The sequence below is a fragment of the Kribbella sp. NPDC051770 genome, from assembly GCF_040681455.1.
In the GTDB taxonomy this organism is placed as follows: Bacteria; Actinomycetota; Actinomycetes; order Propionibacteriales; family Kribbellaceae; genus Kribbella.
Genome location: NZ_JBFAYT010000010.1, coordinates 123,510 through 149,555, shown reverse-complemented (window position 1 = coordinate 149,555; position 26,046 = coordinate 123,510). Strand labels below are relative to the sequence as shown.

The 26,046-nt window shown below is 70.0% G+C and carries 25 protein-coding genes and 1 riboswitch; of the genes, 22 read left to right on the top strand and 3 right to left on the bottom strand.

Annotated features, from left to right (window positions below):
- Positions 1 to 69 precede the first annotated feature (69 nt).
- From AB0M01_RS29670 to AB0M01_RS29655, 4 genes are all read left to right on the top strand, one after another.
- Entirely contained in the window at positions 70 to 945 is an 876-nt protein-coding gene (locus AB0M01_RS29670) for an aminoglycoside phosphotransferase family protein (protein ID WP_363675263.1), read from the top strand.
- Positions 946 to 960: 15 nt separating this feature from the next.
- Positions 961 to 1,344, top strand: a complete 384-nt coding sequence (locus AB0M01_RS29665; protein WP_363675261.1) for a VOC family protein — start codon at positions 961 to 963, stop codon at positions 1,342 to 1,344.
- Positions 1,345 to 1,438: 94 nt separating this feature from the next.
- Positions 1,439 to 2,419, top strand: a complete 981-nt coding sequence (locus AB0M01_RS29660) for an NAD(P)-dependent alcohol dehydrogenase (RefSeq protein WP_363675259.1) — start codon at positions 1,439 to 1,441, stop codon at positions 2,417 to 2,419.
- 90 nt (positions 2,420 to 2,509) lie between these two features.
- On the top strand, positions 2,510 to 5,164 hold the full coding sequence (locus AB0M01_RS29655) for a tetratricopeptide repeat protein (RefSeq protein ID WP_363675257.1): 2,655 nt from the start codon (positions 2,510 to 2,512) through the stop codon (positions 5,162 to 5,164).
- On the opposite strand, the gene AB0M01_RS29650 is transcribed toward AB0M01_RS29655, so the two are convergent.
- Positions 5,121 to 6,353, bottom strand: a complete 1,233-nt coding sequence (locus tag AB0M01_RS29650) for a DUF6596 domain-containing protein (protein ID WP_363675255.1) — start codon at positions 6,351 to 6,353, stop codon at positions 5,121 to 5,123. The two genes, AB0M01_RS29655 and AB0M01_RS29650, sit on opposite strands and share 44 nt — an antisense overlap.
- The gene (locus AB0M01_RS29645; RefSeq protein ID WP_363675253.1) at positions 6,350 to 6,718 is read right to left on the bottom strand and encodes a YciI family protein; all 369 of its coding nucleotides are present in this window, start codon (positions 6,716 to 6,718) and stop codon (positions 6,350 to 6,352) included. Before AB0M01_RS29645 ends, AB0M01_RS29650 begins: the two co-directional genes overlap by 4 nt.
- A gap of 208 nt (positions 6,719 to 6,926) precedes the next feature.
- Between AB0M01_RS29645 and AB0M01_RS29640 the strand changes: the two genes are divergently transcribed.
- The 18 genes from AB0M01_RS29640 to AB0M01_RS29555 all read left to right on the top strand — a co-directional run bounded on the left by AB0M01_RS29640 (position 6,927) and on the right by AB0M01_RS29555 (position 25,606).
- Entirely contained in the window at positions 6,927 to 7,529 is a 603-nt protein-coding gene (locus AB0M01_RS29640; RefSeq protein WP_363675251.1) for a CDP-alcohol phosphatidyltransferase family protein, read from the top strand.
- A gap of 41 nt (positions 7,530 to 7,570) precedes the next feature.
- Entirely contained in the window at positions 7,571 to 8,353 is a 783-nt protein-coding gene (locus tag AB0M01_RS29635; RefSeq protein ID WP_363675249.1) for a DUF881 domain-containing protein, read from the top strand.
- On the top strand, positions 8,350 to 8,682 hold the full coding sequence (locus tag AB0M01_RS29630; RefSeq protein ID WP_077016542.1) for a small basic family protein: 333 nt from the start codon (positions 8,350 to 8,352) through the stop codon (positions 8,680 to 8,682). Before AB0M01_RS29635 ends, AB0M01_RS29630 begins: the two co-directional genes overlap by 4 nt.
- Positions 8,683 to 8,684: 2 nt before the next feature.
- Entirely contained in the window at positions 8,685 to 9,596 is a 912-nt protein-coding gene (locus AB0M01_RS29625) for a DUF881 domain-containing protein (protein ID WP_363675247.1), read from the top strand.
- Between the two features lie 24 nt (positions 9,597 to 9,620).
- Entirely contained in the window at positions 9,621 to 10,004 is a 384-nt protein-coding gene (gene gcvH, locus AB0M01_RS29620) for a glycine cleavage system protein GcvH (RefSeq protein WP_363675245.1), read from the top strand.
- 136 nt (positions 10,005 to 10,140) lie between these two features.
- On the top strand, positions 10,141 to 10,665 hold the full coding sequence (locus AB0M01_RS29615; protein WP_363675243.1) for an FHA domain-containing protein: 525 nt from the start codon (positions 10,141 to 10,143) through the stop codon (positions 10,663 to 10,665).
- Between the two features lie 31 nt (positions 10,666 to 10,696).
- Positions 10,697 to 11,332: a MerR family transcriptional regulator gene (locus AB0M01_RS29610; protein ID WP_363675241.1), complete on the top strand. Its 636-nt coding sequence runs from the start codon at positions 10,697 to 10,699 to the stop codon at positions 11,330 to 11,332.
- Between the two features lie 47 nt (positions 11,333 to 11,379).
- The gene (locus AB0M01_RS29605) at positions 11,380 to 11,874 is read left to right on the top strand and encodes a bifunctional nuclease family protein (RefSeq protein WP_363675239.1); all 495 of its coding nucleotides are present in this window, start codon (positions 11,380 to 11,382) and stop codon (positions 11,872 to 11,874) included.
- A gap of 326 nt (positions 11,875 to 12,200) precedes the next feature.
- Positions 12,201 to 12,704: a MerR family transcriptional regulator gene (locus tag AB0M01_RS29600; protein ID WP_363675506.1), complete on the top strand. Its 504-nt coding sequence runs from the start codon at positions 12,201 to 12,203 to the stop codon at positions 12,702 to 12,704.
- Positions 12,705 to 12,725: 21 nt separating this feature from the next.
- Positions 12,726 to 12,814, top strand: a riboswitch (glycine riboswitch).
- Positions 12,815 to 12,890: 76 nt separating this feature from the next.
- Entirely contained in the window at positions 12,891 to 15,728 is a 2,838-nt protein-coding gene (gene gcvP, locus AB0M01_RS29595; protein ID WP_363675237.1) for an aminomethyl-transferring glycine dehydrogenase, read from the top strand.
- Positions 15,725 to 17,026, top strand: a complete 1,302-nt coding sequence (locus tag AB0M01_RS29590) for a serine hydrolase domain-containing protein (protein WP_363675236.1) — start codon at positions 15,725 to 15,727, stop codon at positions 17,024 to 17,026. Before gcvP ends, AB0M01_RS29590 begins: the two co-directional genes overlap by 4 nt.
- An 83-nt stretch (positions 17,027 to 17,109) precedes the next feature.
- Positions 17,110 to 18,594 carry a pyridoxal-dependent decarboxylase gene (locus AB0M01_RS29585; RefSeq protein WP_363675235.1) on the top strand — a complete coding sequence of 495 codons (1,485 nt, stop codon included), beginning with the start codon at positions 17,110 to 17,112 and terminating at the stop codon, positions 18,592 to 18,594.
- Positions 18,591 to 20,237, top strand: a complete 1,647-nt coding sequence (locus AB0M01_RS29580) for an IucA/IucC family protein (RefSeq protein WP_363675233.1) — start codon at positions 18,591 to 18,593, stop codon at positions 20,235 to 20,237. The genes AB0M01_RS29585 and AB0M01_RS29580 overlap by 4 nt, the downstream gene beginning before the upstream one ends.
- Positions 20,234 to 20,779: a GNAT family N-acetyltransferase gene (locus AB0M01_RS29575; protein ID WP_363675231.1), complete on the top strand. Its 546-nt coding sequence runs from the start codon at positions 20,234 to 20,236 to the stop codon at positions 20,777 to 20,779. Before AB0M01_RS29580 ends, AB0M01_RS29575 begins: the two co-directional genes overlap by 4 nt.
- Complete coding sequence (locus tag AB0M01_RS29570) at positions 20,780 to 22,012, top strand: SidA/IucD/PvdA family monooxygenase (protein ID WP_363675229.1); 1,233 nt, start codon at positions 20,780 to 20,782, stop codon at positions 22,010 to 22,012. It abuts the gene before it with no gap.
- Positions 22,009 to 23,736, top strand: a complete 1,728-nt coding sequence (locus tag AB0M01_RS29565; protein ID WP_363675227.1) for an IucA/IucC family protein — start codon at positions 22,009 to 22,011, stop codon at positions 23,734 to 23,736. Before AB0M01_RS29570 ends, AB0M01_RS29565 begins: the two co-directional genes overlap by 4 nt.
- Before the next feature lie 235 nt (positions 23,737 to 23,971).
- On the top strand, positions 23,972 to 24,514 hold the full coding sequence (locus AB0M01_RS29560) for a hypothetical protein (protein ID WP_363675225.1): 543 nt from the start codon (positions 23,972 to 23,974) through the stop codon (positions 24,512 to 24,514).
- A gap of 150 nt (positions 24,515 to 24,664) precedes the next feature.
- Positions 24,665 to 25,606, top strand: coding sequence for a hypothetical protein (locus AB0M01_RS29555; RefSeq protein ID WP_363675223.1), 942 nt, complete (start codon positions 24,665 to 24,667; stop codon positions 25,604 to 25,606).
- A 78-nt stretch (positions 25,607 to 25,684) separates the two neighbouring features.
- Here the strand turns inward: AB0M01_RS29555 and AB0M01_RS29550 are convergent, their stop codons facing one another.
- The gene (locus AB0M01_RS29550; protein ID WP_363675221.1) at positions 25,685 to 25,840 is read right to left on the bottom strand and encodes a hypothetical protein; all 156 of its coding nucleotides are present in this window, start codon (positions 25,838 to 25,840) and stop codon (positions 25,685 to 25,687) included.
- Positions 25,841 to 26,046 lie beyond the last annotated feature (206 nt).

Here is a 26,046-nt window from a genome sequence, read left to right as displayed (position 1 = left end):
GCGTGTCGCCAGCTGCAGAAGGCGCGTAAATCAGTTGGCGCAGTCGCCCGGGCAGTGTTGGCTGAGCTGATGATCGAGCCGGGGACGATGGCCTGGGTGGAGCGGCAGTTGCCGGGCGGGGAGCGGGTGACCGGCGTCGAGGTGCTGCACGGTGGGTTGACCGCCGCGATGCGGCGGTTGCACGTCGAGCCGGGGCGTGACCTGGTGCTCCGGACCTACGTCGGTGCGGACTACGCGGTAGAGGATCTGGAACGCGAGAGCACCGCGCTGAGGCTGCTGGTCGGAGGCGGCGTGACGGCGCCCGAGCTGATTGCGGTTGATGCCAAGGAGCACATGTCGCTGCTGATGACACACCTGCCCGGCCGACCCGTGTACGTCGACGCCGGGCTGGAGGCTCGACTTCTCCTGCTGGCCGAGCAGTTGGTGTGGATCCATCGAACGCAGCTCGCCGAGCGGTTGCCGGAGTTCAAGACGTGGACGACCGCGGAGACGGTGGTGGTCCCCGACGACGGCGACGCAGACGTCTGGCGGCGGGCGATCGACGTGATCCGCGCACCCAAACCCGAGTACGACGGGTGCTTCCTGCACCGAGACTTTCACCCCGGGAACGTGCTCTTCGACGACGACGCGGAGATCAGCGGCGTCGTCGACTGGGCCGGCGCCTGCTGGGGCCCGGCGGATCTCGACGTCGCGCACTGCTGCACGAATCTCGCGCTGCTCCACGGTCCGGAGTGGGCGCCGCGTTTCGTGGCGGCGTACGAGAAGGCCGGGGGCGTGCTGGCGGATGAAGACGACCACACGTACTGGCTGATCCGCGACGCGCTGTCGTTCTCGGAGGATCTCGGGCCGGTGGCGCAGGTCTGGCGCCAGATGGGCCGCCCGGAGCTGACGACGCAGCTCGCGGCGGAGCGGCTCGACACCTACCTCACGATGCTCCTGAGCTGACTACGATCACCAGGTATGCACAAGAGTCGCGTCTCCACCTTGCTGATCGACGTTCCGGCCGACCAGGCGCCGCGGGCCGCTGAGTTCTGGAGTGCCGCGCTCGGCGTCACCACGAGCAGCCCGCCCGGCGAGCCGCAGTACATCAGCCTCCACAAGGCCGTGCCGAACCTCGTGACCGCCGTCCAAGTGCTCGAAGAGGGCGAGTCCCGCTACCACCTCGACATCGAGACCGACGACGTCGCCGCCGAGACGGCGCGGCTCACCGAGCTCGGCGCGCAGCAGGTCGGGAGCTGGCAGGGCTGCAACACGATGCAGGTCCCCGGCGGTCAGCTGCTGTGCGTCATCCCGGTGCACTCCGACCCCGAGGAGTTCGCGGCCAACGCGACACCCTGGCCCTGACAGAGGGTCGGCTCGGGGTTTCTCCCCGATGCGCGGGCACCCCCCGCGTCCCTAGGGTCGAAGTGCGGCCTGGGGGCTCGAGGTGGGGGTTTGGATGAAAGCCATTGTTCAGGACCGGTACGGCGCACCCGACGTGCTCGCGGTCCGCGAGATCGACCAGCCGGTACCAGGCGCGAGCGACGTCCTGGTCAAGGTCCGGGCTGCCGCCGTCAACGCGCGCGACTGGCACCTGATGCGCGGCGACCCGTACGTCGCCCGCCTGATGGACAAGAAGACCTTCGGCCGCCACGGCCCCAACCAGCCGGTTCGCGGTACCGACTTCGCCGGCGTCGTCGAGGCGGTCGGCCGGGGCGTCACGACGTTCAAGCCCGGCGACGCCGTCTTCGGCGAGGCGCAGGCCGCGTTCGCGGAGTACGTGTGCGCGCCGCAGACCGTCGTCGCGCACCTGCCGTCCGCGCTCAGCTTCGAGCAGGCAGCCGCGTTCCCGCTCGCGGCCAACACCGCGCTGATGGGGCTGCGTGACCTGGAGGCCGGTCAGCACCTGCTCGTGAACGGAGCGTCCGGCGGCGTCGGGACCTTCGCCGTACAGATTGCGAAGGCGTACGGCGTGGAGGTGACGGCGGTCTGCAGCACGCGCAACGTCGCGCTGCTCCGCGAGCTCGGCGCCGATCACGTCATCGACTACACGACCGACGACTTCACTCGCGGCCAGACCCGGTACGACGTACTGCTGGATCTCGTCGGCAACCGCAAGCTGCGCGAGCTGCGGCGGGCGTTGAAACCGGGAGGCCGGCTCGTGCTCTCCGGCGGCGGAGTCTCGAAGGGCGGGAGCCTGATCGGTCCGGTGGGCCTGATCGTCCGGGGCAAGTTCGCCGAGAGGTTCGTGAAGCGCCACAGCATCTCGGTGCTCGACGCCGTCCCGCGTGCGGACAACCTGCGCACGCTGGCCGACCTGGCCGAGACCGGCAAGGTGGTGGCGGCGATCGACCGCGAGTACCCGTTCGACCAGGCGGCCGAGGCGATCCGCTACCTTGAGGTCGAGCACGCCCGGGCGAAAGTCGTCCTCCTGCTCTGACCTCACTCAGCGAGACGGTCCGTGATGCTCTGACCTCAAGCAGCGAGATACCCGGTGCCGGCCCGCTGCCGCGCGCATAGAGTGGCCCGGGTGAACGAGCTGCCCGATCCCGACGGCGTCACGGACCTCGACCAGTTGGTCGAGCAGCTGCGGGCGCTGAAGGTCTGGGGCGGCAACCCGTCGTACGACGTGATCGCGCGCCGGATCGCCGAGCGGAGCGGGCAGCCCGCGCGGAAGTCGACGGTGGCCGACTGTTTCCGGCTCGGCCGGCGGCGGATCGACACCGAGCTGCTGCTGGAGATCGTGCAGGCGCTGCACCCGGACTCCGGGTACGTGGCGCGCTGGCAGCACGCGCTGCGCGTGGTGGCCGGGGAGACCGCGGCGTCGGCGCACGTGAGTGTCGACCAGGTGCTGCCGGAGGACCTGGTCGGCTTCACCGGGCGCGCTGCCGAGCTGGACCGGCTGCGCGCCCTACTGGTCGCCAGCCAGGCCGACGGCAACGCAGTGGTCATTTCTGCGATCGAGGGGATGGCAGGAGTCGGCAAGACCCGGTTCGTAGTCCACGCCGGGCACCTGCTGGCGGAGGACGAGCCGTTCGAGCGCGTGCTGTTCGTGAACCTGCGCGGCTTCTTCCTGGATCCCCAGCAGCCTCCGGCCGACCCAGCTGCCGTACTGGACGGTTTCCTGCGCCGGCTAGGCGTGCCAGCCGGCAAGATCCCGCACGGCCTGGCAGCTCGTACGGCGCTCTACCGGGAACGCCTCACCGGCACCCGCACTCTCGTCGTCCTCGACAACGCGGCGACCGAGGAGCAGGTCCGCCCGCTGCTGCCGCAGACTCCCGGCTGCCTGACCATGATCACCAGCCGCCGCAGTCTCAGCACGCTGCCCGGGACGACCCGTTTCGAGATCGACGTGTTCAGCCGCGACGAAGCGGTCGGCTACCTGACCCGCCACCTCCCCGCCATGCCCGTCGGCGAGGACCCGACAGCCGCCGAGCGCATCGCCCACCGCTGCGGCTTCCTGCCGCTGGCACTCAGCCTGGTCACCGCCCACATCGGTACGACGACCGGCTGGACCCTGACCGACCACGCCGACCGCCTCGACGAGCGGCACCGCAGCCACCGCATCGACGACGCGGTAGAGGTCGCGCTGGACCTGTCGTACGAGCACCTCCCGGCCGAGCACCGCCGGATGCTCAGACTGCTCGCACTGCACCCCGGCCAGGGTTTCGACGCGTACGCCGCCGCGGCACTGACCGACAGCGACCTGCTGACGGCCGAGCAGGTGCTGGACGACCTGCAGCGCGACAACCTCCTGATCCGGACCGCCTCCGATCGCTACGCGTTCCACGACCTGGTCCGCGTGTACGGCGCTGCGAAGGCTGCTGACGAGGAACGCCGGACCGATCGCCAGGCGGCGCTGACCCGCCTGTTCGACCTGTACCTCGGCACCGCCGCGCGGTCCATGGATGTCCTGCACCCGTCGCAGGCAGCGCACCGGCCGAAGGTGCCCACTCCGTCCAGCCCGACACCGGTCCTGGCCGCGTCCGAGCAGGCCCTGGCCTGGCTGGAGACCGAGCACTCGAACCTGGTGGCCACCGCCGTACACGCGGCCGAGCACGACTGGCCGGACTACACCTCGCTGCTCGCCAGGACGCTGAGCCGGTACCTGGTCACCAACCTGGGGACCGGTGCCGGGACGATCCTGCAGCACGCCTACCGGGCCGCCCGCGTCAGGAACGACGCGGAGAGCGAGGCCTACGCGGCGCTGAACCTGGGCACCTTCCACTCGCAGCTGACCAAGTCCCACGAGGTGCTGGAGTGGCTGGAGCTGGCGCTGCGCTCCTTCGCGGCGATCGACGACCCGGTCGGTACGGCGTCCGCACTGAACCACCTGGGCAACTACTACACCCAGACCAACGACTGGGAGCGCAGCGCCGACCACTTCCGGCGAGGGCTGGCCGCATTCGAGCAGATCGGCGACCTGGACGGCCAGGCGCTGATCCTGTCCAACCTCGCCAACGTCCACAAACGCACCGCGCACTACCCCGAGGCGCTCGAGACCCTGCACGCCGCGCTCGCCCTGTACGAGCAGCTCGGCAATCTCGACGGCCAGGCGGCGGTGCTGACCAATCTCGCGGTCGTCTACGAGTTCGTCGGTGACCTGGAGCGGTCCGCCCAGTACGCCGGTCGCGCCCCGGACCTGTTCCGGCAGATCGGTCACCGGCTGGGCGAGGCCCGCGCCGAGCTCGCCGTCGGCGTGGTCACGATGCGGCTCGGCGACCACGACGCCGCCCGGGCGCAGTTCAAGGCCGGTCTGCTGCTCTACCGCGAGCTCGGCAGCCAGGGTGGTGAGGGTGGCGCGCTGGACGCCCTCGGCGAGCTCGAGATCTGGGCGGGCCGCCCGGAGCGCGCGATCGAGTACTTCGAGCAATCGCTGCCGATCTTCCGGCGGATCGGAGCGCGCGACGCCGAAGCGGCGTCGCTGAGCGGTCTGGGCGAGGCCGCGCACGAGCAAGGCCGGTACGCCGACGCGATCACGCTCTTCACCGACGCGCTCGCGGTCGCCGGTGCGGTCTCGTCGGGCGGCCAGCAGGCGCGGGCGCTGGTCGGCCTCGGGCATGCCCACCGGGCGCTGGGCGATCCCGACGGCCGCGCGGCCAAGTACAGCGAGCAGGCCGCGGCCATCTACCAGGAGCTGGCTATGGCGCCGATCCCTTCACCAGCTGAGCGGCCTGCGCGCTGAGGTACTGCTGCTCCGGGAGCGACTGGGTCTGCCGGGCCGCCTCCTCGTACGCCGTCCGCGCGGCGTCGAGGTCGCCGGCCAGTTCGAGCAGGTGCGCCCGTACGGCGGTCGTCCGGTAGTGGCTCGCCAGCGCCGGGTCCTCGGTCGCACGATCGAGGCGGTCGAGGCCGGTTCGTGGGCCGTGCACCATCGCGACGGCGACGATGCGGTTCAGCGTGACGATCGGGCCGGGGGAGAGCGTCTCGAGCAGCTCGTAGAGGACGAGGATCTGGCGCCAGTCGGTGGTGGCGGCGTCCAGGGTCTCGGCGTGCACGGCGGCGATCGCGGCCTGCAGCTGGTACGGGCCGACGGGCGCGGTGCGGAGCGTCGTACTGATCAGGTCGGTGCCTTCGGCAATGAAATCGTGGTGCCAGCGGGTGCGGTCCTGGTCGGGGAGCGGGATCAGGGCGCCGGTCTCCGAGGTGCGGGCGGGACGGCGCGCGTCGGTGAGCAGCATCAGCGCGAGCAGGCCGCTGACCTCGCCCTCGGCCGGGAGCTGCGCGTGCAGCTGGCGGGTCAGGCGGATCGCCTCGGTGCTCAGCTCGACGCGGTGCAGGGTCTCGCCGGAGCTGGCGGTGTAGCCCTCGTTGAAGATCAGGTAGAGCACGTGCAGTACGGCGGCCAGGCGCTCGCCGAGCTCCTCGGCGGCCGGCATCCGGAAGGTGGCGCCGCCGGACTTGATGGTCGCCTTGGCCCGGCTGATCCGCTGGCCGATGGTTGCCTCGGGCACCAGGAAGGCGCGGGCGATCTCGGCCGTGGTGAGGCCGCCGACGGCGCGCAGGGTGAGCGCGATCTGCGACGGGGGAGTGAGCGCGGGGTGGCAGCAGAGGAAGAGCAGCGTGAGCGAGTCGTCGGTCTCGGGGGCCGAGACCTCGGGCACATCCGCGGCGGCGACCGCGTCCTCGCGTTGCCGGCGGGCGTTCTCACTGCGCAGCAGCTCGATCCGGCGCCGGGACGCGACGGTGATCAGCCAGTTCAGCGGCTGATCGGGTACGCCGTCGCGCGGCCACTGCTGAGCAGCAGCCAGCAACGCCTCCTGGGCGGCGTCCTCGCACAGGTCGAACCCGCCGTACCGCCGGACGAGCGGCCCGACGATCCGCGGGGCCAACTCCCGGAGCAGGCCCTCGAGATCCGGCGTACCAGCACTCACTGCAGTGCGCTCAGATCCCGGACCGGGCGGATCTCGACGATGCTGTGCTCGGCCTCGGGAATCCGGGCGACGATCTCGGTGGCCCGCTCGAGCGACGCGCAGTCGACCAGGTAGAAGCCCGCCAGCTGCTCCTTGATCTCCGCGAACGGCCCGTCGGTGGTGACCGCCCGCCCCTCCCGCACCCGCACCTGCTTGGTCAGGCCCGGATCGTCGAGCGACTCGCTGGCCAGCAGCTCACCGCGAGCGGTCAGCGCCTCCTCGAGCTCGCCGTACCCAGCCATCGACTCCCGCCGCTGCTCCTCCGACAGCTGGTTCCACAGTTCACGGCCTTCGGGGTTTCCGTAGATCAGGATCAGGAACTTCATCACCACAGAGTAGGAGCCGAAGCAGTCACCCTCCGGTCTCGATCAGGTCACCGGTCGGTGACGCGCGTAGCCGAACCGGTTCGGGCGCGTTCCACAGTCAGGGGCATCTCAGGGCTTCCCCGGTGTGGCCCGAGCGAAACCTGGTCGCCTGCCCCAGTAGAGTTACCGGCGGAAGTGGTGGGCTGACAGGACAAAGGGGGAGGGTCGCGTGCCGGACGTGGAGGTCTCCGACCGGGTACTGACGATCCCGAACGCACTGAGCTTCGTGCGGTTGCTCGGGGTGCCGTTGTTCCTGTGGCTGATCCTCGGGCCGGAGGAGGACGGCTGGGCGCTGCTGGTGCTCGCCATCTCCGGCTTCACCGACTGGGCCGACGGCCAGATCGCCCGCCGGATGAACCAGACCACCCGGCTCGGCCAGATGCTCGACCCGGTCGCCGACCGGCTCTACATCTTCGCCACCGTGCTCGGCCTGGCGCTGCGCGACATCATCCCGTGGTGGCTGGCGATCGCGCTGCCGCTGCGCGACCTGCTGCTGACCTTCACGCTGCCGGCCCTGCACCGTCGCGGCTTCAACGCGCTGCCGGTGCACTTCCTGGGCAAGTCGGCGACCTTCTGCCTGCTCTACGCCTTCCCGCTGCTGCTGCTCGGTGACGGCGACAGCACGCTCAACCTGCTGGCCCGCGTCTTCGGCTGGGCGTTCGCGATCTGGGGCACGGCGCTGTACTACTGGGCCGGGGCCCTGTACTTCGTCCAGCTGCGGCACCTGGTCCAGACCGTCAAACCGATCAGCGGGCAGCCGGGGAGATCGTGACTCAGCAAGCTCCGCCCGGGCAGCGGCGCGTGGACGCGTCCATGTCGCTGCTGAACAACCTGATGGCGCACCCGCTCGACGAGGGGTACGCGATCAGCGCACGGGCGCGCCCGCTGTCCGGCGGGCCGAAGAAGGCCCGGCACCGGATCATGCTCGTGGTCGCGTTCGTCGTCCTGGGTTTCCTGCTGGCGATCGCCGCGTCGCAGAACTACCGCAGCGCCCCGGCCGCCGAGAAGCAGCGCAACGAGCTGGTCGAGCGCGTCGAGCAGGCCGACACCCGGCTGAACGACCTGCGCAACCGGCAGACCGCGCTGGCCGGTGAGGTGCGCGGGCTGCAGGCCGGCGCGCTGAGCGAGGCCGACGCGGCGCTGCAGAAGAAGGTCGACGACCTGGAGCTGCAGGTCGGCTCGATCGCGGTCACCGGGCCCGGCCTCAAGGTGGTCGTCGACGACGCCAAGAATGCCGACGACAAGGAGGGCCGGCTGCTCGACGTCGACCTCCAGCAGCTGGTCAACGGGCTGTGGACCGCAGGCGCCGAGGCGATCGCGGTGAACGGCCACCGGCTGACCAGCCTGACCGCGATCCGCGGCGCCGGCAGCGCGATCACCGTCGACTACAGCTCGCTCAACCCGCCGTACACGGTGCTCGCGATCGGCGACACCAACACGCTGCCGGCCCGGTTCGCGCAGAGCTCCGGCGGCCAGTGGGTGCAGTACCTGGTGAGCAACTTCGATGTCCGGATGACGACCACGACGGAGGACTCCTTGCTGGTGCCAGCCGATGCCACCATCGCGCTGCGGTACGCGAAGGTGGGACCGAAATGATCGCCGTGCTCGGCCTGGTGATCGGCGTCGTGATCGGCCTGCTGGTCGCCCCCGACGTGCCCGACTGGGCCCAGCCGTACCTGCCGATCGCCGTCGTCGCCGCGCTGGACGCGGTCTTCGGCGCGCTGCGCGCGTTCCTGGACGGCATCTTCGACGACAAGGTGTTCGTCGTCTCGTTCGTGTCCAACGTGCTGATCGCGGCCCTGATCGTGTACCTCGGTGACCAGCTCGGCGTCGGCTCGCAGCTGTCCACCGGCGTCGTGGTCGTGCTCGGCATCCGGATCTTCACCAACATGGCCGCGATCCGCCGGCACGTCTTCCGGGCCTGACGATGAGCGACGACCAGCGACCGCCCGAGGAGCCGAAGCGCCCGCCGCAGCACCGCGGCGAGGCCCACCACCGCGCCTCGGCTCCGGAGCCCGGGGAAGCAGCCAGGGACACCGGCGGTACGCCGGCCGAGCCGGCGCACCCGGTCGCCCCGACGCCGATGCCGCAGCCCCGGGCCAAGGGCCCGAACCTGGCGCTGCGCCGGCTGAAGGCCGGCTTCAAGCCGTCCCGCGGCCAGGCGATCGTGGCCGTCGTACTGGCGCTGGTGGCCTGCACGGCGGTCGTCCAGGTCCGCGTGAACCGCGCCGACGACGGCTACCAGAACGCCCGCCGCGAGGACCTGATCGCGATCCTCGACGGCCTGAACCAGAACAACCGCCGGCTGGAGAGCGAGATCACCGAGCTGGAGGAGCGCAAGAACACGCTGTCCTCCAGCGCCGACAAGGCCCAGACCGCGCGCGAGCAGGCCGAGCAGCAGGTCCGCACGCTCAGCATCCTGGCCGGGACGCTGCCCGCGCAGGGACCGGGCGTCCGGATCACGCTGAACGACCCCGACGGCAAGATGACGTCCGGCAACCTGCTGGACGCGATCGAGGAGCTGCGCGACGCCGGCGCCGAGGCGATCCAGATCAACGGCCAGGTCCGGGTGGTGGCCAGCACCGACCTGACCGACGACGCGCCCGGTGTCCGGGTGGACGGCGAGAAGCTGGTTTCGCCGTACGTGATCGAGGCGATCGGCGAGTCGCACAACCTGGCCGAGGCGGCCAACTTCCCCGGCGGCCTGGTCAGCGAGGTGACCGGTCCGCAGATCGGTGGCACCGCCGAGGTGACCGAGCTGCGGCAGCTGACCGTCAGCGCCTTGCACGCGCCGGAGGAGCATCGCTACGCTCGCCCGGCCCCCAGCCCGACCAAGTAGATCCTGAGCGAAAGAGGACCCGAGGTGTACCCCGAAGACCTGAAGTACACGGCCGAGCACGAGTGGGTGAAGGCCGGCGAGGAAGGCCCGGTGCGGGTCGGTATCACCGACTTCGCCCAGGACGCGCTCGGTGACATCGTCTACGTCCAGCTGCCCGAGGTCGGGGCCGTCGTACGGGCCGGTGACGCCTGCGGCGAGCTGGAGTCGACCAAGTCGGTCAGCGACCTGTTCGCCCCGGTCAACGGCACCGTCACCGCCGTCAACGAGGCGCTGGCCGACCAGCCCGACCTGGTCAACACCGACCCGTACGGCGAGGGCTGGCTGCTCGACATCCGCGTCGACGACGACGAGGAGGTGGCGGCCCTGATGGACGCCGACACCTACAAGGGCCAGCTCGACCCGAGCTAGGCGCTACGGACTGATAGGTTTGCGGCCTCAACCGCCGGTCGAGGGTTGAGGGCGCAGTCCACACTTGCACCACGACAGTCATCACGGGGATCTACGACAACGTCGCCGGACCGCCGGCGATCGGGAGGATCACAGCATGCCGTTCTGCAACCAGTGCGGGCACGAGAACTCCGAGGGCAGCAGGTTCTGCTCGCAGTGCGGAACGATGCTCCCTGGCGCGGACCGTCCGGTGCCCGCCCCCGGCGTCACCGACACCGCGATGCTGACCCCGATCAGCGCCGAGCCCGACACCGAGCGGATCGAGCTGGCCGGTGAGGGACTGACCGCCGAGGACGAGGCCGCCGTCGGCGCGCTGCCGGCCGGGTCGGCGCTGCTGATCGTCCAGCGCGGCCCGAACGCGGGCAGCCGGTTCCTGCTCGACGTCGACGTGGTCACCGCCGGCCGGCACCCCGACAGCGACATCTTCCTCGACGACGTCACCGTCTCGCGCCGGCACGCGGAGTTCCGCCGCGACCCGGCCGGGGTCAAGGTCCGCGACGTCGGCAGCCTGAACGGCACCTACGTGAACCGCGACCGGATCGACGAGGTCGCGCTGAACAACGGTGACGAGGTCCAGATCGGCAAGTACCGGCTCGTCTACTACGCCAGTGGCCAGGCCTGAGGCTGACGCCGGAGGAAGCAGCATCGGAGCGGTGCTGCAGGTCCTGCAGGCCGAGTTCGCCGACGTCACCATCTCCAAGCTCCGCTTCCTCGAGGCCGAGGGACTGGTGACGCCGGCCCGGACCGCGTCCGGGTACCGCAAGTTCAGCGCGGCCGACATCGAGCGGCTGCGCTACGTCCTGACCGCGCAGCGCGACCAGTACCTGCCGCTGAAGGTGATCAAGGAACACCTCGGCGCGATGGACCGCGGGTTGCGGCCGACACCCGGTGGGCGCCCGGCGGCGCCGGCGGCGGTCGAGCCGGCCGGGTTGCCGGTGGCGGAGGACTTCGGTGCCGACCGCACCGAGTTGAAGCTGACGCGCGAGGAGCTGCGGGTGGCCGCGGGGATCTCGGTTGAGTTGCTGGAGCAGCTGGAGAGCCATCAGCTGGTGGTGGCTCGCGGCAACCACTACGACGGCGACGCGATCCTGGTCGCGAAGGCCGCCGCCGAGTTCGGCCGGTACGGCGTGGAGCCGCGGCACCTGCGCCCGTTCCGGACGGCGGCCGACCGCGAGGTCGGGCTGATCGAACAGGTCGCCGGGCCTCGCCGCGATGACAAGACCCAGGAGCTGGCAGCCCTCGCCGTACGACTGCACGCCGCACTCGTCAGGTCGCGGCTCAGCCGTTGACCGTACGTCGGCCAGCTTGTGTCGGCGTCGCGGAGTAGGCTGAGGGTGTGCGCGAAGTCGACGTAATCGGAGTCCGGGTCGAGATGCCCTCGAGTCAGCCGATCGTGCTGCTCCGGGAGGTCGGCGGTGAGCGGTACCTGCCGATCTGGATCGGTGCGGCCGAGGCCAGCGCGATCGCGTTCGCGCAGCAGGGGATGGAGCCGCCGCGGCCGCTCACCCACGACATCTTCGCCGAGGTGATCCGTGTCCTGGGTCACACCCTGACCCAGGTCCGGATCGTGAACCTGACCGACGGGGTGTTCGAGGCGATCCTGGTCTTCGACGACAAGACCGAGATCTCGGCCCGCCCGTCGGACTCGATCGCGCTCGCGCTGCGCACCGGGACGCCGGTGTTCTGCAGCGAGGAGATCCTCGCCGAGGCCGGCGTACCGGTTCCGGAGAGTGAGAACGACGAGGCCGACGAGGTGGAGGAGGAAGAGGAAGTGGAGCGCTTCCGCGAGTTCCTCGACCAGGTCTCCCCGGAGGACTTCGACAAGTCCTGAGGCGGCTCCCGAGGCCGCACGGGACCCGCAAATTTGGTGTCTCTGGTACAAGGCCGGGTTGGTAACAATTCGGCCCGGAGTCGCGACACGCTTTCGGCTCGGAGCGGTTGTCGTTGACCGGGTCAAGTCGGCGGCTTACCTTGAAGGAGTTGTGAGGAGTTGTAACTCCACGGATGTAGTCCGTTCCAGTCGGTACCCAGGGAGGCTCAGGCGTGACACGCACCGGCGACACTGATCTGACGGCGCAGCAGGCGTCCGAAGCACGCGCCGACGCGGCCGCCGCAGCGGGGGTTCAGGGCCTGCTCTTCGACGACGACCTGCGCCCGATGCCGGAGGATGTCGGCTTCCGTGGCCCGACCGCCTGCGCCGCCGCGGGGATCACGTACCGTCAGCTCGACTACTGGGCCCGTACCGGCCTGGTCTCGCCGTCGGTCCGCCCGGCCACCGGCTCCGGCACCCAGCGGCTGTACGGTTTCCGCGACGTGCTGCTGCTCAAGGTGATCAAGCGCCTGCTCGACGCCGGCATCTCGCTGCAGCAGATCCGGACCGCGATCGCCCACCTGAGCAAGCGCGGGATCGACGACCTGACCCAGATCACGCTGATGAGCGACGGCGCCTCGGTCTACATGTGCACCTCGCCGGACGAGGTGATCGACCTGCTGGCCGGCGGCCAGGGGGTCTTCGGGATCGCGCTCGGTGGCGTCTGGCGGGAGGTCGAGGGCTCGCTGTCGGAGCTGCCGACCGAGCGTGCCGACGGCCACGACGAGGAGTCCGGCCCGCACGCGAACGACGAGCTCGCTGCCCGTCGCCGCGCCCGGATGACCGGCTGAGGTACGCTGCTCTCTAGCTGTTCACCGCACTCGGGAGAGACCCGTACGACGGGCGCCGAAGGGGCAATTCCTCCCCGGAACCTCTCAGGCCCATGGACCGGGTGCGTCAGGCGACTCTGAAGCGTGCTGCCGTGCGTGACAGAGGGGGAGGCCACCGGAAGCGACAGCCAGCAACGGAGCCTCTTGATGACTGAAATCTCAGCAACCTTCGCCGACCGCCACATCGGTCCGCGGGCCGACGAGGTGGCCCGGATGGTGCAGACCCTCGGGTACGCCGACGTCGACGCGCTGGTCGACGCCGCGGTCCCGGCCTCGATCCGCTCGGCCGAGCCGCTCCGGCTGCCCGAGCCGGCCTCGGAGGTCGACGCGCTGACCGAGCTCCGGCGGCTGGCCGGCCGCAACAACGTCGCCACCTCGATGATCGGCCAGGGCTACTACGGCACCTTCACCCCGTCGGTGATCGTCCGCCGCCTGGTCGAGAACCCGGCCTGGTACACGGCGTACACGCCGTACCAGCCGGAGATCTCGCAGGGCCGGCTGGAGGCGCTGCTGAACTTCCAGACCGTCGTGTCGGACCTGACCGGCCTGCCGACCGCGAACGCGTCGCTGCTCGACGAGGGCACCGCGGCCGCCGAGGCGATGACGCTGGCGCACCGGTCGAACCGCAAGTCCAAGAGCAACCGCTTCCTGGTCGACGCCGACTGCTTCGCGCAGACGATCGCGGTCGTCGAGACCCGCGCCGAGGCGCTCGGGATCGAGGTCGTCGTCGCCGACACCACCGACGGTCTGCCCGAGGGCGACTTCTTCGGCTTCCTGGTCCAGTACCCGGGCTCCGGCGGCGTCGTCCGCGACCTGAAGCCGTTGGTCACCGCGGCCCACGAGCGCGAGACGCTCGTTGCCGTCGCCTCCGACCTGCTCGCGCTGACGTTGCTGGAGGCACCGGGTGAGGCCGGTGCCGACATCGTCGTCGGGTCCTCGCAGCGCTTCGGAGTTCCCTTGTTCTACGGCGGTCCGCACGCCGGCTTCATGTCGGTCCGGGCCGGTCTCGAGCGGTCGTTGCCCGGTCGCCTCGTCGGCGTCTCCGTCGACGCGGATGGCGCACCGGCGTACCGGCTGGCTCTGCAGACCCGTGAGCAGCACATCCGTCGCGAGAAGGCGACGTCCAACATCTGTACGGCGCAGGTCCTGCTCGCCGTCGTCGCGTCCATGTACGCCGTCTACCACGGCCCGGACGGCCTGAAGGCGATCGCCGAGCGCGTCCACGCGAACGCCGACAGCCTGGCTGCGTCGCTGCGCGCCGGTGGCGTCGAGGTCGTGCACGACCAGTTCTTCGACACCGTCCTGGCCCGCGTCCCCGGTCGCGCCGCCGACGTCGTCGACACCGCCCGGCAGAACGGGATCTGGCTGCGCCTGGTCGACGCCGACCACGTCGGGATCTCCTGCGACGAGAAGACCGACGCCGCCGCGCTCGGGCGGGTCTGCCGTTCGTTCGGCGTCCGGTACGACGCGACGCTCGGTGGCGGGAACCTGTCCGAGGCCGTGGCCCGGACGTCGGACTACCTGACCCACCCGGTCTTCAACACGCACCGGTCCGAGACCGCGATGCTGCGCTACCTGCGCAAGCTGTCGGACTACGACTACGCGCTCGACCGCGGCATGATCCCGCTCGGCTCCTGCACGATGAAGCTGAACGCGACCACCGAGATGGAAGCGGTCACCTGGCCCGAGTTCGCCGACCTGCACCCGTTCGCGCCGATCGAGGACGCCGCCGGGTACGTGACGCTGATCGGTCAGCTCGAGCGCTGGCTGGCCGAGGTCACCGGGTACGCGAAGGTCTCGATCCAGCCGAACGCCGGGTCGCAGGGCGAGCTGGCCGGCCTGCTGGCGATCCGCGGCTACCACCGGGCCCAGGGCAACGAGGACCGCAACGTCTGCCTCATCCCGTCCAGCGCGCACGGCACCAACGCGGCCTCCGCGGTGATGGCCGGGATGAAGGTCGTGGTTGTCAAGGGCAACGACGACGGCACCATCGACCTGGAAGACCTGCGCAGCAAGGCTTCTGAGCACGCCGACAAGCTGGCCGCGATCATGATCACCTACCCGTCCACGCACGGCGTGTACGAGGAGAGCGTCACCGAGGTCTGCCGGATCGTCCACGACAACGGCGGCCAGGTGTACGTCGACGGCGCGAACCTGAACGCCCTGCTCGGCCTGGCCAAGCCCGGCGAGTTCGGCGGCGACGTCTCGCACCTGAACCTGCACAAGACCTTCTGCATCCCGCACGGCGGTGGCGGCCCGGGCGTCGGTCCGGTCGCGGTCGCGGCGCACCTGGCGCCGTACCTGCCGAACCACCCGCTGCTCGACCAGGCCGGTCCGGAGTCCGGTGTCGGCCCGATCTCGGCGGCGCCGTTCGGCTCGGCCGGCGTGCTGGCGATCTCCTGGGCCTACATCCGGATGATGGGCGCCGAGGGCCTGACGTCGGCGACCAAGGCCGCGGTGCTCACCGCGAACTACGTCGCCAAGCGCCTCGAGAACGCGTTCCCGGTGCTCTACACCGGCGAGAACGGCCTGGTCGCGCACGAGTGCATCCTGGACCTGCGGCCGATGACCAAGGAGACCGGTGTCACCGTCGACGACGTCGCGAAGCGGCTGATCGACTACGGCTTCCACGCGCCGACGATGTCGTTCCCGGTGCCGGGCACGCTGATGGTCGAGCCGACCGAGTCCGAGGACCTGGGCGAGCTGGACCGCTTCATCGACGCGATGATCGCGATCAAGCACGAGGTCGACCGGGTCGCGGCGGGGGAGTGGCCGGCCGACGACAACCCGCTGGTCAACGCGCCGCACACGGCGTCCGCGGTGATCAACGACAAGTGGGAGCACGCCTACACCCGCGAGGAGGCCGCCTTCCCGCAGTCGGTCGACCGGACCACGAAGTACTGGCCGCCGGTGCGCCGCATCGACGGCGCGTACGGCGACCGCAACCTGATCTGCTCGTGCCCTTCCCCGGAGGCCTTTGAGTGACCGTTCGCCCTGAGACCGCCGCCGCCCTGTACGCCGAGGTGGCGGCGGCCCAGAGTGAGTGGAAGCTGCCGTCGATCACCGCGGGCGTGGTGCGCGACGGGGCGCTGGTGTGGACCGGGTCGCGCGGGCAGTTCGCCGGGGCCGGCGGTGAACTGCCCGGTCCGGAGCGGCAGTACCGGATCGGCTCGATCACCAAGACGCTGACCGCGATCCTGGTGCTGCAGTGCCGCGACGACGGGCTGCTCGCGCTGAACGATGCCGTGGGCAAGCATCTGCCGGGGATCGCGTTCGGCGACCGAACGCTGCGGCACCTGCTGTCGCACTCCGGCGGTATGAACGCCGAGCCTGAGGGGCCGTGGTGGGAGCGCAATCCGGGCGTCTCGTTCGAGGCGCTGGCCGCGGCGATGGACGAGTCGCAGGCGGCCGGTGCGCCGGACCAGCGCTACCACTACTCCAACCTCGGCTACGGGCTGCTCGGCGAGATCGTCGCGCGGCTGCGCGGCGAGTCCTGGTTCGACCTAGTACGCGAGCGGATCCTGCTGCCGCTGGGGATGCGCCGGACGACGTACTTCCCGGAAGCTCCGGCGGCTGAAGGCTTCTCGGTGCACCCGTTCAGCGGGCGGCTGGCGCCGGAGCCGGCGTACGACGCGGGCGCGATGGCGCCGGCCGGGCAGCTGTGGAGCACGATCGAGGACCTGGCGGCGTACGCGAACTTCTGGATCGACCCGGTGCCCGAGGTGCTGCGGCGGGAGAGCGTCGAGGAGATGGCGACGCCGGCGTCGGCCGATCCGCGCGAGGCGCTGAACGCGGCGTACGGGTTGGGGCTGCGGTTGCAGGCCGACGATCCGTTCTTGTTCGTCGGCCACACCGGGTCGATGCCGGGGTTCGTCGCAGGGCTGTTCGTCGATCGTGCGCGGCGGATGGGCGCGGTCGCGCTCGCGAACGCGACGTACGGGAAGTGCTCGTCGGTGCCGCTCGACCTGATGCGCACGCTGGTGACGCACGAGCCGTGGCTGCCGCCGGAGTGGGTGCCGGAGCCGGAGCTGCCGCAGGGCGAGGAGCTGCTCGGCCACTGGTACTGGGGCAACACACCGGTGACGATGTCGGTGAGCGGGTGCATCCTCCAACTGACGGGGGCTCTCACCTGCCGGTTCTCGCCGCTCGGTGCCGATCTGTACCAGGGACGCGACGGCTACTTCGCGGGCGAGAAACTGCGGGTCGTGCGCGGCGCTGACGGTGGCGTCGACGAGCTCAACATCGCTACCTTCGTCCTGACCCGCGCGCCGTACGGGCGGTGAATTGACATCACCTGCAGGAGAAGTAGGTTAGGGCTACCTAAGTAAGGGTTGCCTTACTCAACAACTTTTCCTGGAGTCGCTGGATGTTGCAGCAAGTGGGCCTCGCGCCGTCGCCGGTCGAGCTGCCCGTGTCGAAGTGGCCGTTGGCTTCCACGGTAGTGGATCGGGACCGCGGGCCGTTGCCGGCCGGTCGGCCGGCGGACGTGTTACGGCGGACCGGCGCGGTCCTCGGTGAGCCGCGGGTGCCGTCGACCGGTGTCGGTGAGTCGGCGGCGCTGGACCTGATCGCCGGTCTGCTCGACCGCGACGGCATCGACCTCAGCCATCCGCACGCCGCGGCGCACCTGCAGCCGCCGGTGCTGCAGGTCGCGGTCGACGCCGACCGGCTCGCGTCGGCGAGCAACGCCTCGATGGACACCTACGACTCCGGTCCGGCGACGCTGGCGATCGAGCAGTGGGTGGTGCGGGCGCTGGCGGCGATGGCCGGTTTCGGTCCGGCGGCTGACGGCGTACTGACGCCGGGCGGGTCGATCTCCAACCTGCTCGCGATGCTGATCGCGCGCGACAACGCGGCCGCGGCAGCAGGTCTCGACGTACGGCGGGACGGCGTGTACGGGATGCGGCGGCCGGTCGTGCTGTGCTCCGAGCTGGCGCACTTCTCGATCCAGCGGGCCTGCGCCGCGCTCGGGCTGGGGGAGGACGCGGTGATCGCGATCCCGACCGACGGTGACTTCCGCTTGCGCCTCGACGTACTGGCTGACGAGCTGGCCGTGCCCGGTCGGACTCCGATCGCCGTTGTCGCCACGGCCGGTACGACGGACTACGGCACGATCGACCCGATCGAGGGGATCGCTGAGCTGGCCCGCCCGTACGGCGCCTGGGTGCACGCGGACGCGGCGTACGGGTTCGGGGCGTTGTTCTCGGACCGGCTGGCGCCGCTGCTCGCGGAGCTGCCGGCGGCGGACTCGGTGACGCTCGACCTGCACAAGATCGGCTGGCAGCCCGCGGCGACGAGCATGCTGCTGGTCGCGGACCGGGATCGCTTCTCCGCGCTCGGCCGCTCGGTCGACTACCTCAACCCGGCCGACGACATCGACTCCGGGCTGGACGGCCTGCTCGGGCGAAGTTTACAGACCACGCGCCGCCCCGACGCTGTGAAAGTCGCCACGACTTTGACCGCTTACGGCCGGGCCGGACTGGGCAAGATGCTCGACACCTGCCACGAGCTCGCGCACGCCGCCGCGGCCAGGGTCGTTGCCGACAGCAACCTCGAGCTGCTGGCGCCGGTGACCCTGACCACGGTGTTGTTCCGGGTCGCCGGGCGGGGGCTGGACGCGGCCGGCGTGGACGCGCTCCAGGGTGAGGTCCGGCGCCGGTTGCTGACGTCGGGACGGGTGCTGATCGGCCGGACCAGGATCCCCGGCGGTGGCGACCGCCCGGCGGCGGTCGCGTTGAAGTTGACGCTGCTGAACCCGAACGCCACCGCGTCGGACATCGAGGAACTGCTCGACCTGGTCGTGGCCACCGGCCACGAAGTCCGGTCGGCCGGCGGCGAAGGAGCAGCGTGACCCCCACGACGCAAGCGGCAGTGGACGCCCATCTGAACGCGATCCTGCGGTGCTACACGCGGGAGGCTGGGGTAGAGGTTGCTCCTGGCCCGCTCAGCTTCCCGGTTGGTGATGCCGAGGTCACCGCGCAGGTGCTGCACGCCTCTCCGACTGGACTTCATCTGTTCGCGGATGTGGCGGTCAATGGAGAGGCGCCGTTGCCGGAGCAGTTGGTGCGGCTGCTGGCTGTTGATGCTGACCCCTCCGAGGTGGACGACTTGGCGGCGCGTACAGCCGAGTCCGTCCGCAACGTCGCAACCTTCTTCGCCGGGCCCGCGGCGCCCGATCCCGGCCGCTTCCTCGCCCACGAGCAGGCCCTGCTCGTGGGCCACCAGCTGCACCCCGCTCCCAAGAGCCGCGACGGACTGAGCGGCGCCGACCTGGCGGCGTACTCGCCTGAGCTCGGCGGCCGCTTCGCTGTGCACTGGTTCGAGGTCGACCAGGAGCTGGTCTCCTCGGACCAGGTGGCCGGTGCGCCGTCGCTCCAGGGACTGGATGCCCTGCAGCTGATGGCAGCACTGGCCGGTACGACGCCGGCCGCAGGTAGCGCGCTGGTGCCGGCGCACCCGTGGCAGGCAGCTTCTGTCGCGCAGCGCCCGCGCGTAGCCGAGCTGATCCGCGCCGGCCGAGTCCGGCCGCTCGGACCGCTCGGTGCGCAGTGGTACCCGACCTCCAGCCTCCGCACGGTCTACCACCCCGACCTGCCGGTGATGCTGAAGCTGTCGCTCGGGCTGCGGATCACCAACTCCCGCCGCGAGTCGACGCCGACAGAGCTGCGCCGCGGCCTGGAGATCAACCGCCTGCTCGACGCGGCGTACAACGCCGGTACGGCGACGCAGCACCCCGGCTTCTCGATCGTGCGCGACCCAGCGTGGGTGGCACTCGACGAGGGCAGGCCGACGCTCACCGGGCTCGACGTAGCGGTCCGCGAGGTACCTGCTGACGTCGACAGCTACGCCTGTCTCGCCGGGCTCGTCGCGCCGCGCTTGGGTGGCGGTAGCCGGCTCGGCGCGCTCCCCGGCGTAGTGGAGGACCCGGGCGCGTGGGTGGCGTCGTACGTCGACCAGGTGCTCGTCCCGATGCTCTGCCTGTACGCCGAGACCGGTATCGGCCTGGAGGCGCACCAGCAGAACACACTGGTCCGGCTGGACGACGCCGGCCGGGTCATCGGTGGCGCGTACCGCGACAACCAGGGGTACTACCTGGCGTCGTCGTACCTGGAGGGACTGCTCGCGGTGACCGGTGAGAGCGACTCCACGCTGGCTGTGGTCGAGGACGCGATCGTGGACGACCGGCTGACCTACTACCTGCTGCACAACCAGGCGCTCGCCGTAGTGGGCGCACTGGGCGTTGACGGAGTAGCGGACGAGCGGGCGCTGCTGGACGTCGTACGGGATCGGCTGTCGGAGGCGCTGCCGTCGCTGAAGGCTGCAGGGCCTGACGGCGACCGGCTGGCCCAGCGCTGGCTCAGCGCCGACCAGCTGCCCTGCAAGGCGAACATGCTGACCCGGTTGAAGGGCATCGACGAGGTGGTCGCGCCGCTCGACAACCAGTCGGTCTACCTGGAGATCCCGAACCCCCTGCGGCTGGGCGCGGCTCGATGAGGTGCGAGGTCGCGCCGGTGCTGCACCTCGACGACGGCTTCGACCTCCGCCCCGCTGCGGCGTCCGACGCGGCCCTCATTGCCTTGTGGATGGCGCAGCCGCACATCTTGCCGTGGTGGGAGTCGGACTGGTCCGTGGAGCGCTGGGCCCAGGTGCTGGACGAGCAGGCGGCGGGGGAGCACTCGGTGCCCTGCCTGGTCGCGCTTCAGGGTGCTGCGTTCGCGTACGTCGAGCTGTACCGCGTCCGGCACGACCGGCTCGCCGAGTACTACGCCTGGCGCGAGCACGACTGGGGGCTGCACGTCGCCATCGGCGACGTCGCCCAGGTCGGCCGGGGGATCGGGCGGCGCCTGCTGCGTGCGCTCGCCGACGCGGTGCTGCGGGCCGATCCCCGCTGCTCGCGGGTCGTGGCTGAGCCGGATGTCCGCAACACCCCCTCGCTGCGGGCGTTCGCCGCAGCCGGGTTCGAGCCGTCCGGGGAGCTACAGCTGCCCGAGAAGACCGCACTACTGATGGTCCGCACCAGGACTGTGGAGGAATAGATGAGCTACGACGTGATCGCGATCGGCGCCGGGCCGTTCAACTTAGGCCTGGCCGCGCTGGCCGACGGGCTCGACCTGCGGGTCGCCGTACTGGACAGCCGGCCGGAGTTCACCTGGCACCGCGGGCTGATGTTCGACGACGCGATGCTGCAGGTCTCGTTCCTGGCCGACCTGGTCAGCCTGGTCGAGCCGGCGCACCGGCTGTCGTTCCTGTCGTACCTGGGGGACAACGATCGGCTGTACCAGTTCTACGTGCGGGAGCAGTTCCACCCGACCCGGCGGGAGTACGAGTCCTACCTGCGCTGGTGCGCGGCGCAGCTGGACTCGCTGCACTTCGGGCGCGAGGTGACGTCGGTGGAGTGGGACGGGTCGAACTTCACTGTTGTTGCCGGTGATGAGGTCATGGTGGCTCGGCACCTGGTGCTGGGCGTTGGTACTGAGCCGTCTGTGCCGGCTGCCTTGGCTGACCTGCCTGCCACGCGGCTGCTGCACTCCGGCGACTACCTGTACCGGCGGGAGCAGTTGCTGGGCGCTGGACGGGTAGCTGTCGTGGGGTCGGGGCAGTCGGGTGCTGAGTGCACGCTGGACTTGCTGCGCTCTGCCGGACCGGCCGTGAGCTGGCTGACCCGTACGGCGTCGTTCGCGCCGCTGGACTACTCGAAACTGGTGCTGGAGATGACCACGCCGTCGTACGTGGACTACTTCCACTCGCTCGACGAGCCAGTGCGGGACCGGCTGGTGAAGGAGCAGTGGCGGCACTACAAGGGAATCTCGTCGGAGACGCTGGACCAGATCCACGACCTCCTGTACTCGCAGGACGTCGCTGCTGAGCTGCAGTGCGGTGTGGCGGTCACTGCTGCTGTGGACGGGCCGGACGGGGTTGTGCTGACACTGGAGCACGCTGACAGCGGCCGGACCTTCCAACACACGTGTGACGTGGTTGTCGCCGCTACTGGGTATCGCAATCGAGCGCTGGAGTTCCTGCAGCCGTCTGTCGAGTCCCTGGTCCAGCGGGACGCTGCTGGTCGGTGGGCGATCAACCGGGACCACAGCGTCCGCGGCCTGGAGAGGATGTTCGTGTCCAACGCCGATCTGCACAGCCATGGCGTCGCAGCGCCTGACCTCGGGATCGGGGCCGTGCGCAATGCGACGATCCTGAACACGGTCGCCGGGCACGAGGTCTTCCGGCTGCAGAAGTCCACCGCCTTCACCAGCTTCGCCCAGCCCGCATGAGCTGGACGCGCTGCTCGTCGGAGCTCCTGGCGAAGCTGATCTCCCAGTTCTGCAGCGAGGCTCTGCTGACGCCTGTCGACCGGCGGCTGGAGCTTGGTGGTGTCGCCTACACGTTCGCGTACGAGGAGGGGCCGTTCGCGACGTACCGGGTGACGCCTGGCTCGGTGCAGCGGACCACAGCCGGCATCCTCGGCAACGACGAGAGCGAACCGGCCAGCGACCCGCTGCAGTTCCTGCTGGATGCTGCCGGCGTACTGGGGTTGGACGGGCCGACGCTGGCGGGCTACACGGCTGAGCTGTCGAGCACGCTCGCTGCCGACGTACGGATGGCTTCTACTGCTGTGGAATCGGCTGAGCTCGTGGAGCTTCACCACACGCACCTGGAAGGCCACCTGACCGGGCACCCGATCTTGGTCGCCAACAAGGGCCGCCAGGGCTTCTCAGCCTCCGACAGCGATCGCTACACCCCAGAAGCCCGTACGCCGCTCCGCCTGGTCTGGCTGGCGGTACGGCGAGGCCTGGCGGAGTTCAGGGGGACTCCTGACCTCTCGGAGCACGCAGTGGTCGGCCGCGAGCTCGGACCGGAGGCGCTGGAGGCGTTCCGGAATCAGCTGGTCGACCCGGACTCGTACGTCTGGCTCCCGGTCCACCCCTGGCAGCTGGACCACGTCGTCCGCACCCAGTGGTCCCGTGAACTGGCCACCGGCGAGATCGTCGTCCTGGGGGAGGGACCGGACGACTACCTGCCGACGCAGTCGATCCGCACGATGGTCAACCTCTCGTCTCCGCTGCGCTACCAGGTCAAGCTGCCCTTGAAGATCCTCAACACCTCGGTCTACCGGGGCATCCCCGTCCACTGCACGCTCGCCGCTCCCATGGTGACCCAGTGGCTCCGCGGCCTCTGGTACCGCGACGAAACCCTGCAGGTGCTGGGCGCTGAGCTCCTCGGCGAGGTCGCCTCGGTCACCGTCCGGCACCCGCAACTCAATGCCGCACCCGGCATCCCGTACCAGTGGACCGAAACCCTCGGCTGCATCTGGCGCGACCCCCTGGATCCCCGCCTTCGTTCGGATGAAACAGCCTGGCCCCTCGCCGCCGTCCTTCACATCGACTCCGCCGGCGAACCGCTGGTCGCGTCGTACATCCAACGCTCCGGCGCCACCCCCGAGGTCTGGATCAGCCACCTCCTCTCCACGATCCTCCGGCCGCTGCTCCACCTCCTCCACCACTACGGCATCACCGTCAACCCCCACGGCGAGAACCTCGCCATCATCTGCGACCCCTCCGGCCTCCCGTCCCGCCTGGTCGTCAAGGACCTCGTCGATGACGTCAACCTCTCCACCGACCCCATCCCCGCGCGCGGCGCGGAACCGGACTCCCACGATCGAGTCCTGCCCCGAAAGCCCTGGAACGTCCTGCGCCAATATCTGGTCGACGCCCTCTTCCTCGGCGTCCTCAACCCGCTCTCGCGCCTCGTCCCGACTGTCGACCTCTGGGGCCTGGTCCGCGGCGAACTCGACCGCTACGCCAACGAAAACCCCCACCTCGCCGACCGGATCACCGCCACGGCGCTCACGGGCGAAACCTTCACCCGCTACCCGCTGAACGGCTACCGCCTGACCCTCGGCTACGCTGACTTGGACACCCGGCCTCCGATTCCTAAGACAGGAACCCTTAAGAATCCGCTCCACGACGCGACGCCGATTTCACCGGTGAGGCAGTGACGTTTCGGGTGACTTATCGTTACTATTCCTGTGGCTTGCGTGACCGAACGCAGGCTGCCGGAAGAGGGCGACAATCGCCCGATTCACAGGCAAGATGTCCTTGTAATCGTCCGGCGCCGATCGCATGCCGGACGCAGGGGGCGTTCTTGCTGGGGGCAGTCCGAGAACCGGGCTGGCCGCTGTCGCGATTGCGCAGAGAACGACGTGCCAGCCACTTGCTCACAAAGGACGTCCAGTGCCGCACCCCGGGGTCGATCGAGCCCTTGCTCTTCTGCAGCCGTTCCGGCAGCTGCCCAGCTGGGCCGATGATCTCGGCAAGTATCGCAAGCGTTTGCTCAAGGCATGGAACGCGGACACGATGTACAGCGGCCCGCTGGACGCTCCGGCGGAGGACGCGCGGCCGTCGCGCGGGCAGTGCGGGGTCACCTCCGCGTGGCTGATCGAACAGTTGCTTGAGCGCGTCGACGGGTCGCAGCTTTCCTACTGCTACGGCACCGTGACGCATGAATCGGAGCAGGTGCTGACCTCGCACTGCTGGGTCGAGGTCGTGGACGGTCCGTTCGAGCAGCGCTGGGTCATCGACTTCACCGGCGACCAGGTCGAGACGCTGCGGAACTACGAAGTGCTCTGCTGGCCGCACGACGAGCTGCTCGAACGTCTCGGCGTCTTCTACAACGCCCACATCTCGCGGCTCGACCCGATCGAGCTGAGCAGCGACCTGGTCCAGAAGCGGCTCGACCTCCTGAAGGCCGAGCTCAGCAAGACCGCGGCCGGCTGAACTCACCCTCGGTACGAGGGAACCGAACGACGATCCCCCCGGTCCTAGTCGCAGGGCCGGGCGCAGCTCGCCACGATTCCGGGCGGGCTGCCCCAGGTACCATCCTTCTCAGCGTGCCCTCGGGCACCGTGCACGACAGGAGGCGGCCGGATGAGCGCCCTTGCCATCGGGGCAGAAGTTCCTGCCCTCCGGGAATCGGCCCGGGTCCCACTCACGCTCGAGCTGTGCCGGGTGGGTGACGAGCACTTCGCCGGCCTGGTCGCCGCCGCGGCCGCGCGGCACGGCGTCGAGGCGCGGGCGCTCGGCGTACGGACGCTGCTGCAGCTGCCCCGCGTGGCGGCGTACAGCGGGCGGATCCGGCGGCGCGATCTCGAGGCGGAGCTGCGGAACGCGGCGGTCGGGCTGCGGGCCGACCAGGCCAGGATTCCCGAGCTGGTGCCGACCGAGGCGTACCCGCTGAGCGTGCTGCGGTTCGTCGAGTGCGCGACCGAGGACGCCGACGCGATCTTCGGGTCGCTGCACTACCTGCGCAGCGCGCGGCCGGGGTCGCGGAACTTCGCGCTGGTCGATCCGATCCACCGGCGGCCGGTGTCGTTGTGCAGTGTGTCGCCGATGGACTGGGCGGTGGTCGGCAAGCAGTTGAGCCGGCAGTTCGGCGTACCGGCGGAGCGGATGTGGGACGTGTCCCGGGTCTACTCGTTCGACGTCGCGCCGAAGAATGCCATTTCGACACTGCTGGCCGGAGTACGCAAGGAATTGTCGCGCATGGAATCCACGGCGGACCTGCTCACCACGGTGGTCGACCGGAATCTCGGATTCACCGGGTCGAGTTATCGCGCGGCGAACTGGCAGCACTGGTTGTCGGTGCGGCCGCGACCTTATCTGTACGTCGACGGCGTCGCGATCAGCCCGCGCCAATTGCGGCTGCGGTACGGGACGCAGAGCCTGGCCGAGGTGCGCGCCCGGTACGGCGTACCGGTCGAGCAGAGCCGGGCCAAGCTCGCCGACTCGATGATCTGGTGCTGCCGGGTCCGTGGCGGCACCGAGGCGGTCGATCCGAACGAGCGCCGGCTGGTCCGCCGGCGCTCGTAAGGCCTTGCTGGTCAGGGAAAGCGGGGCATTCAGCATCGTCGGTGAAGGCCTCGCTCGCGGCGATCGTGATGCGGTCGGTCAGTTGGTCATCGCGACGGCGAAGCTGTACACGCCGTAGCCGAAGCCGATCACGATCGAGATCACCAGGATCCCGATGATCTGCTTCCAGAACCTGTACAGAGCGACAGCGATGGTCAGCATCACGATGAGTACGAGGGCGCTGTTCTCGGTCATCTCGGCCCCTCACTTTCGATCTCCGGACTTGCAAACTTCGCGGTGTGCGCTAGATTGGGTCCCTTCACCGCTTCGATTGATTGCTATCAGTGAAGCGCATGGCAAATGGGTGTCAATGCACTTTCTTTGGCATCGGCCACAGGTCCGGACATAGCCAAATCGGCGACCGGAGACCTCTTTTCTGGCAACCCGGGGGCGTTCGCGTT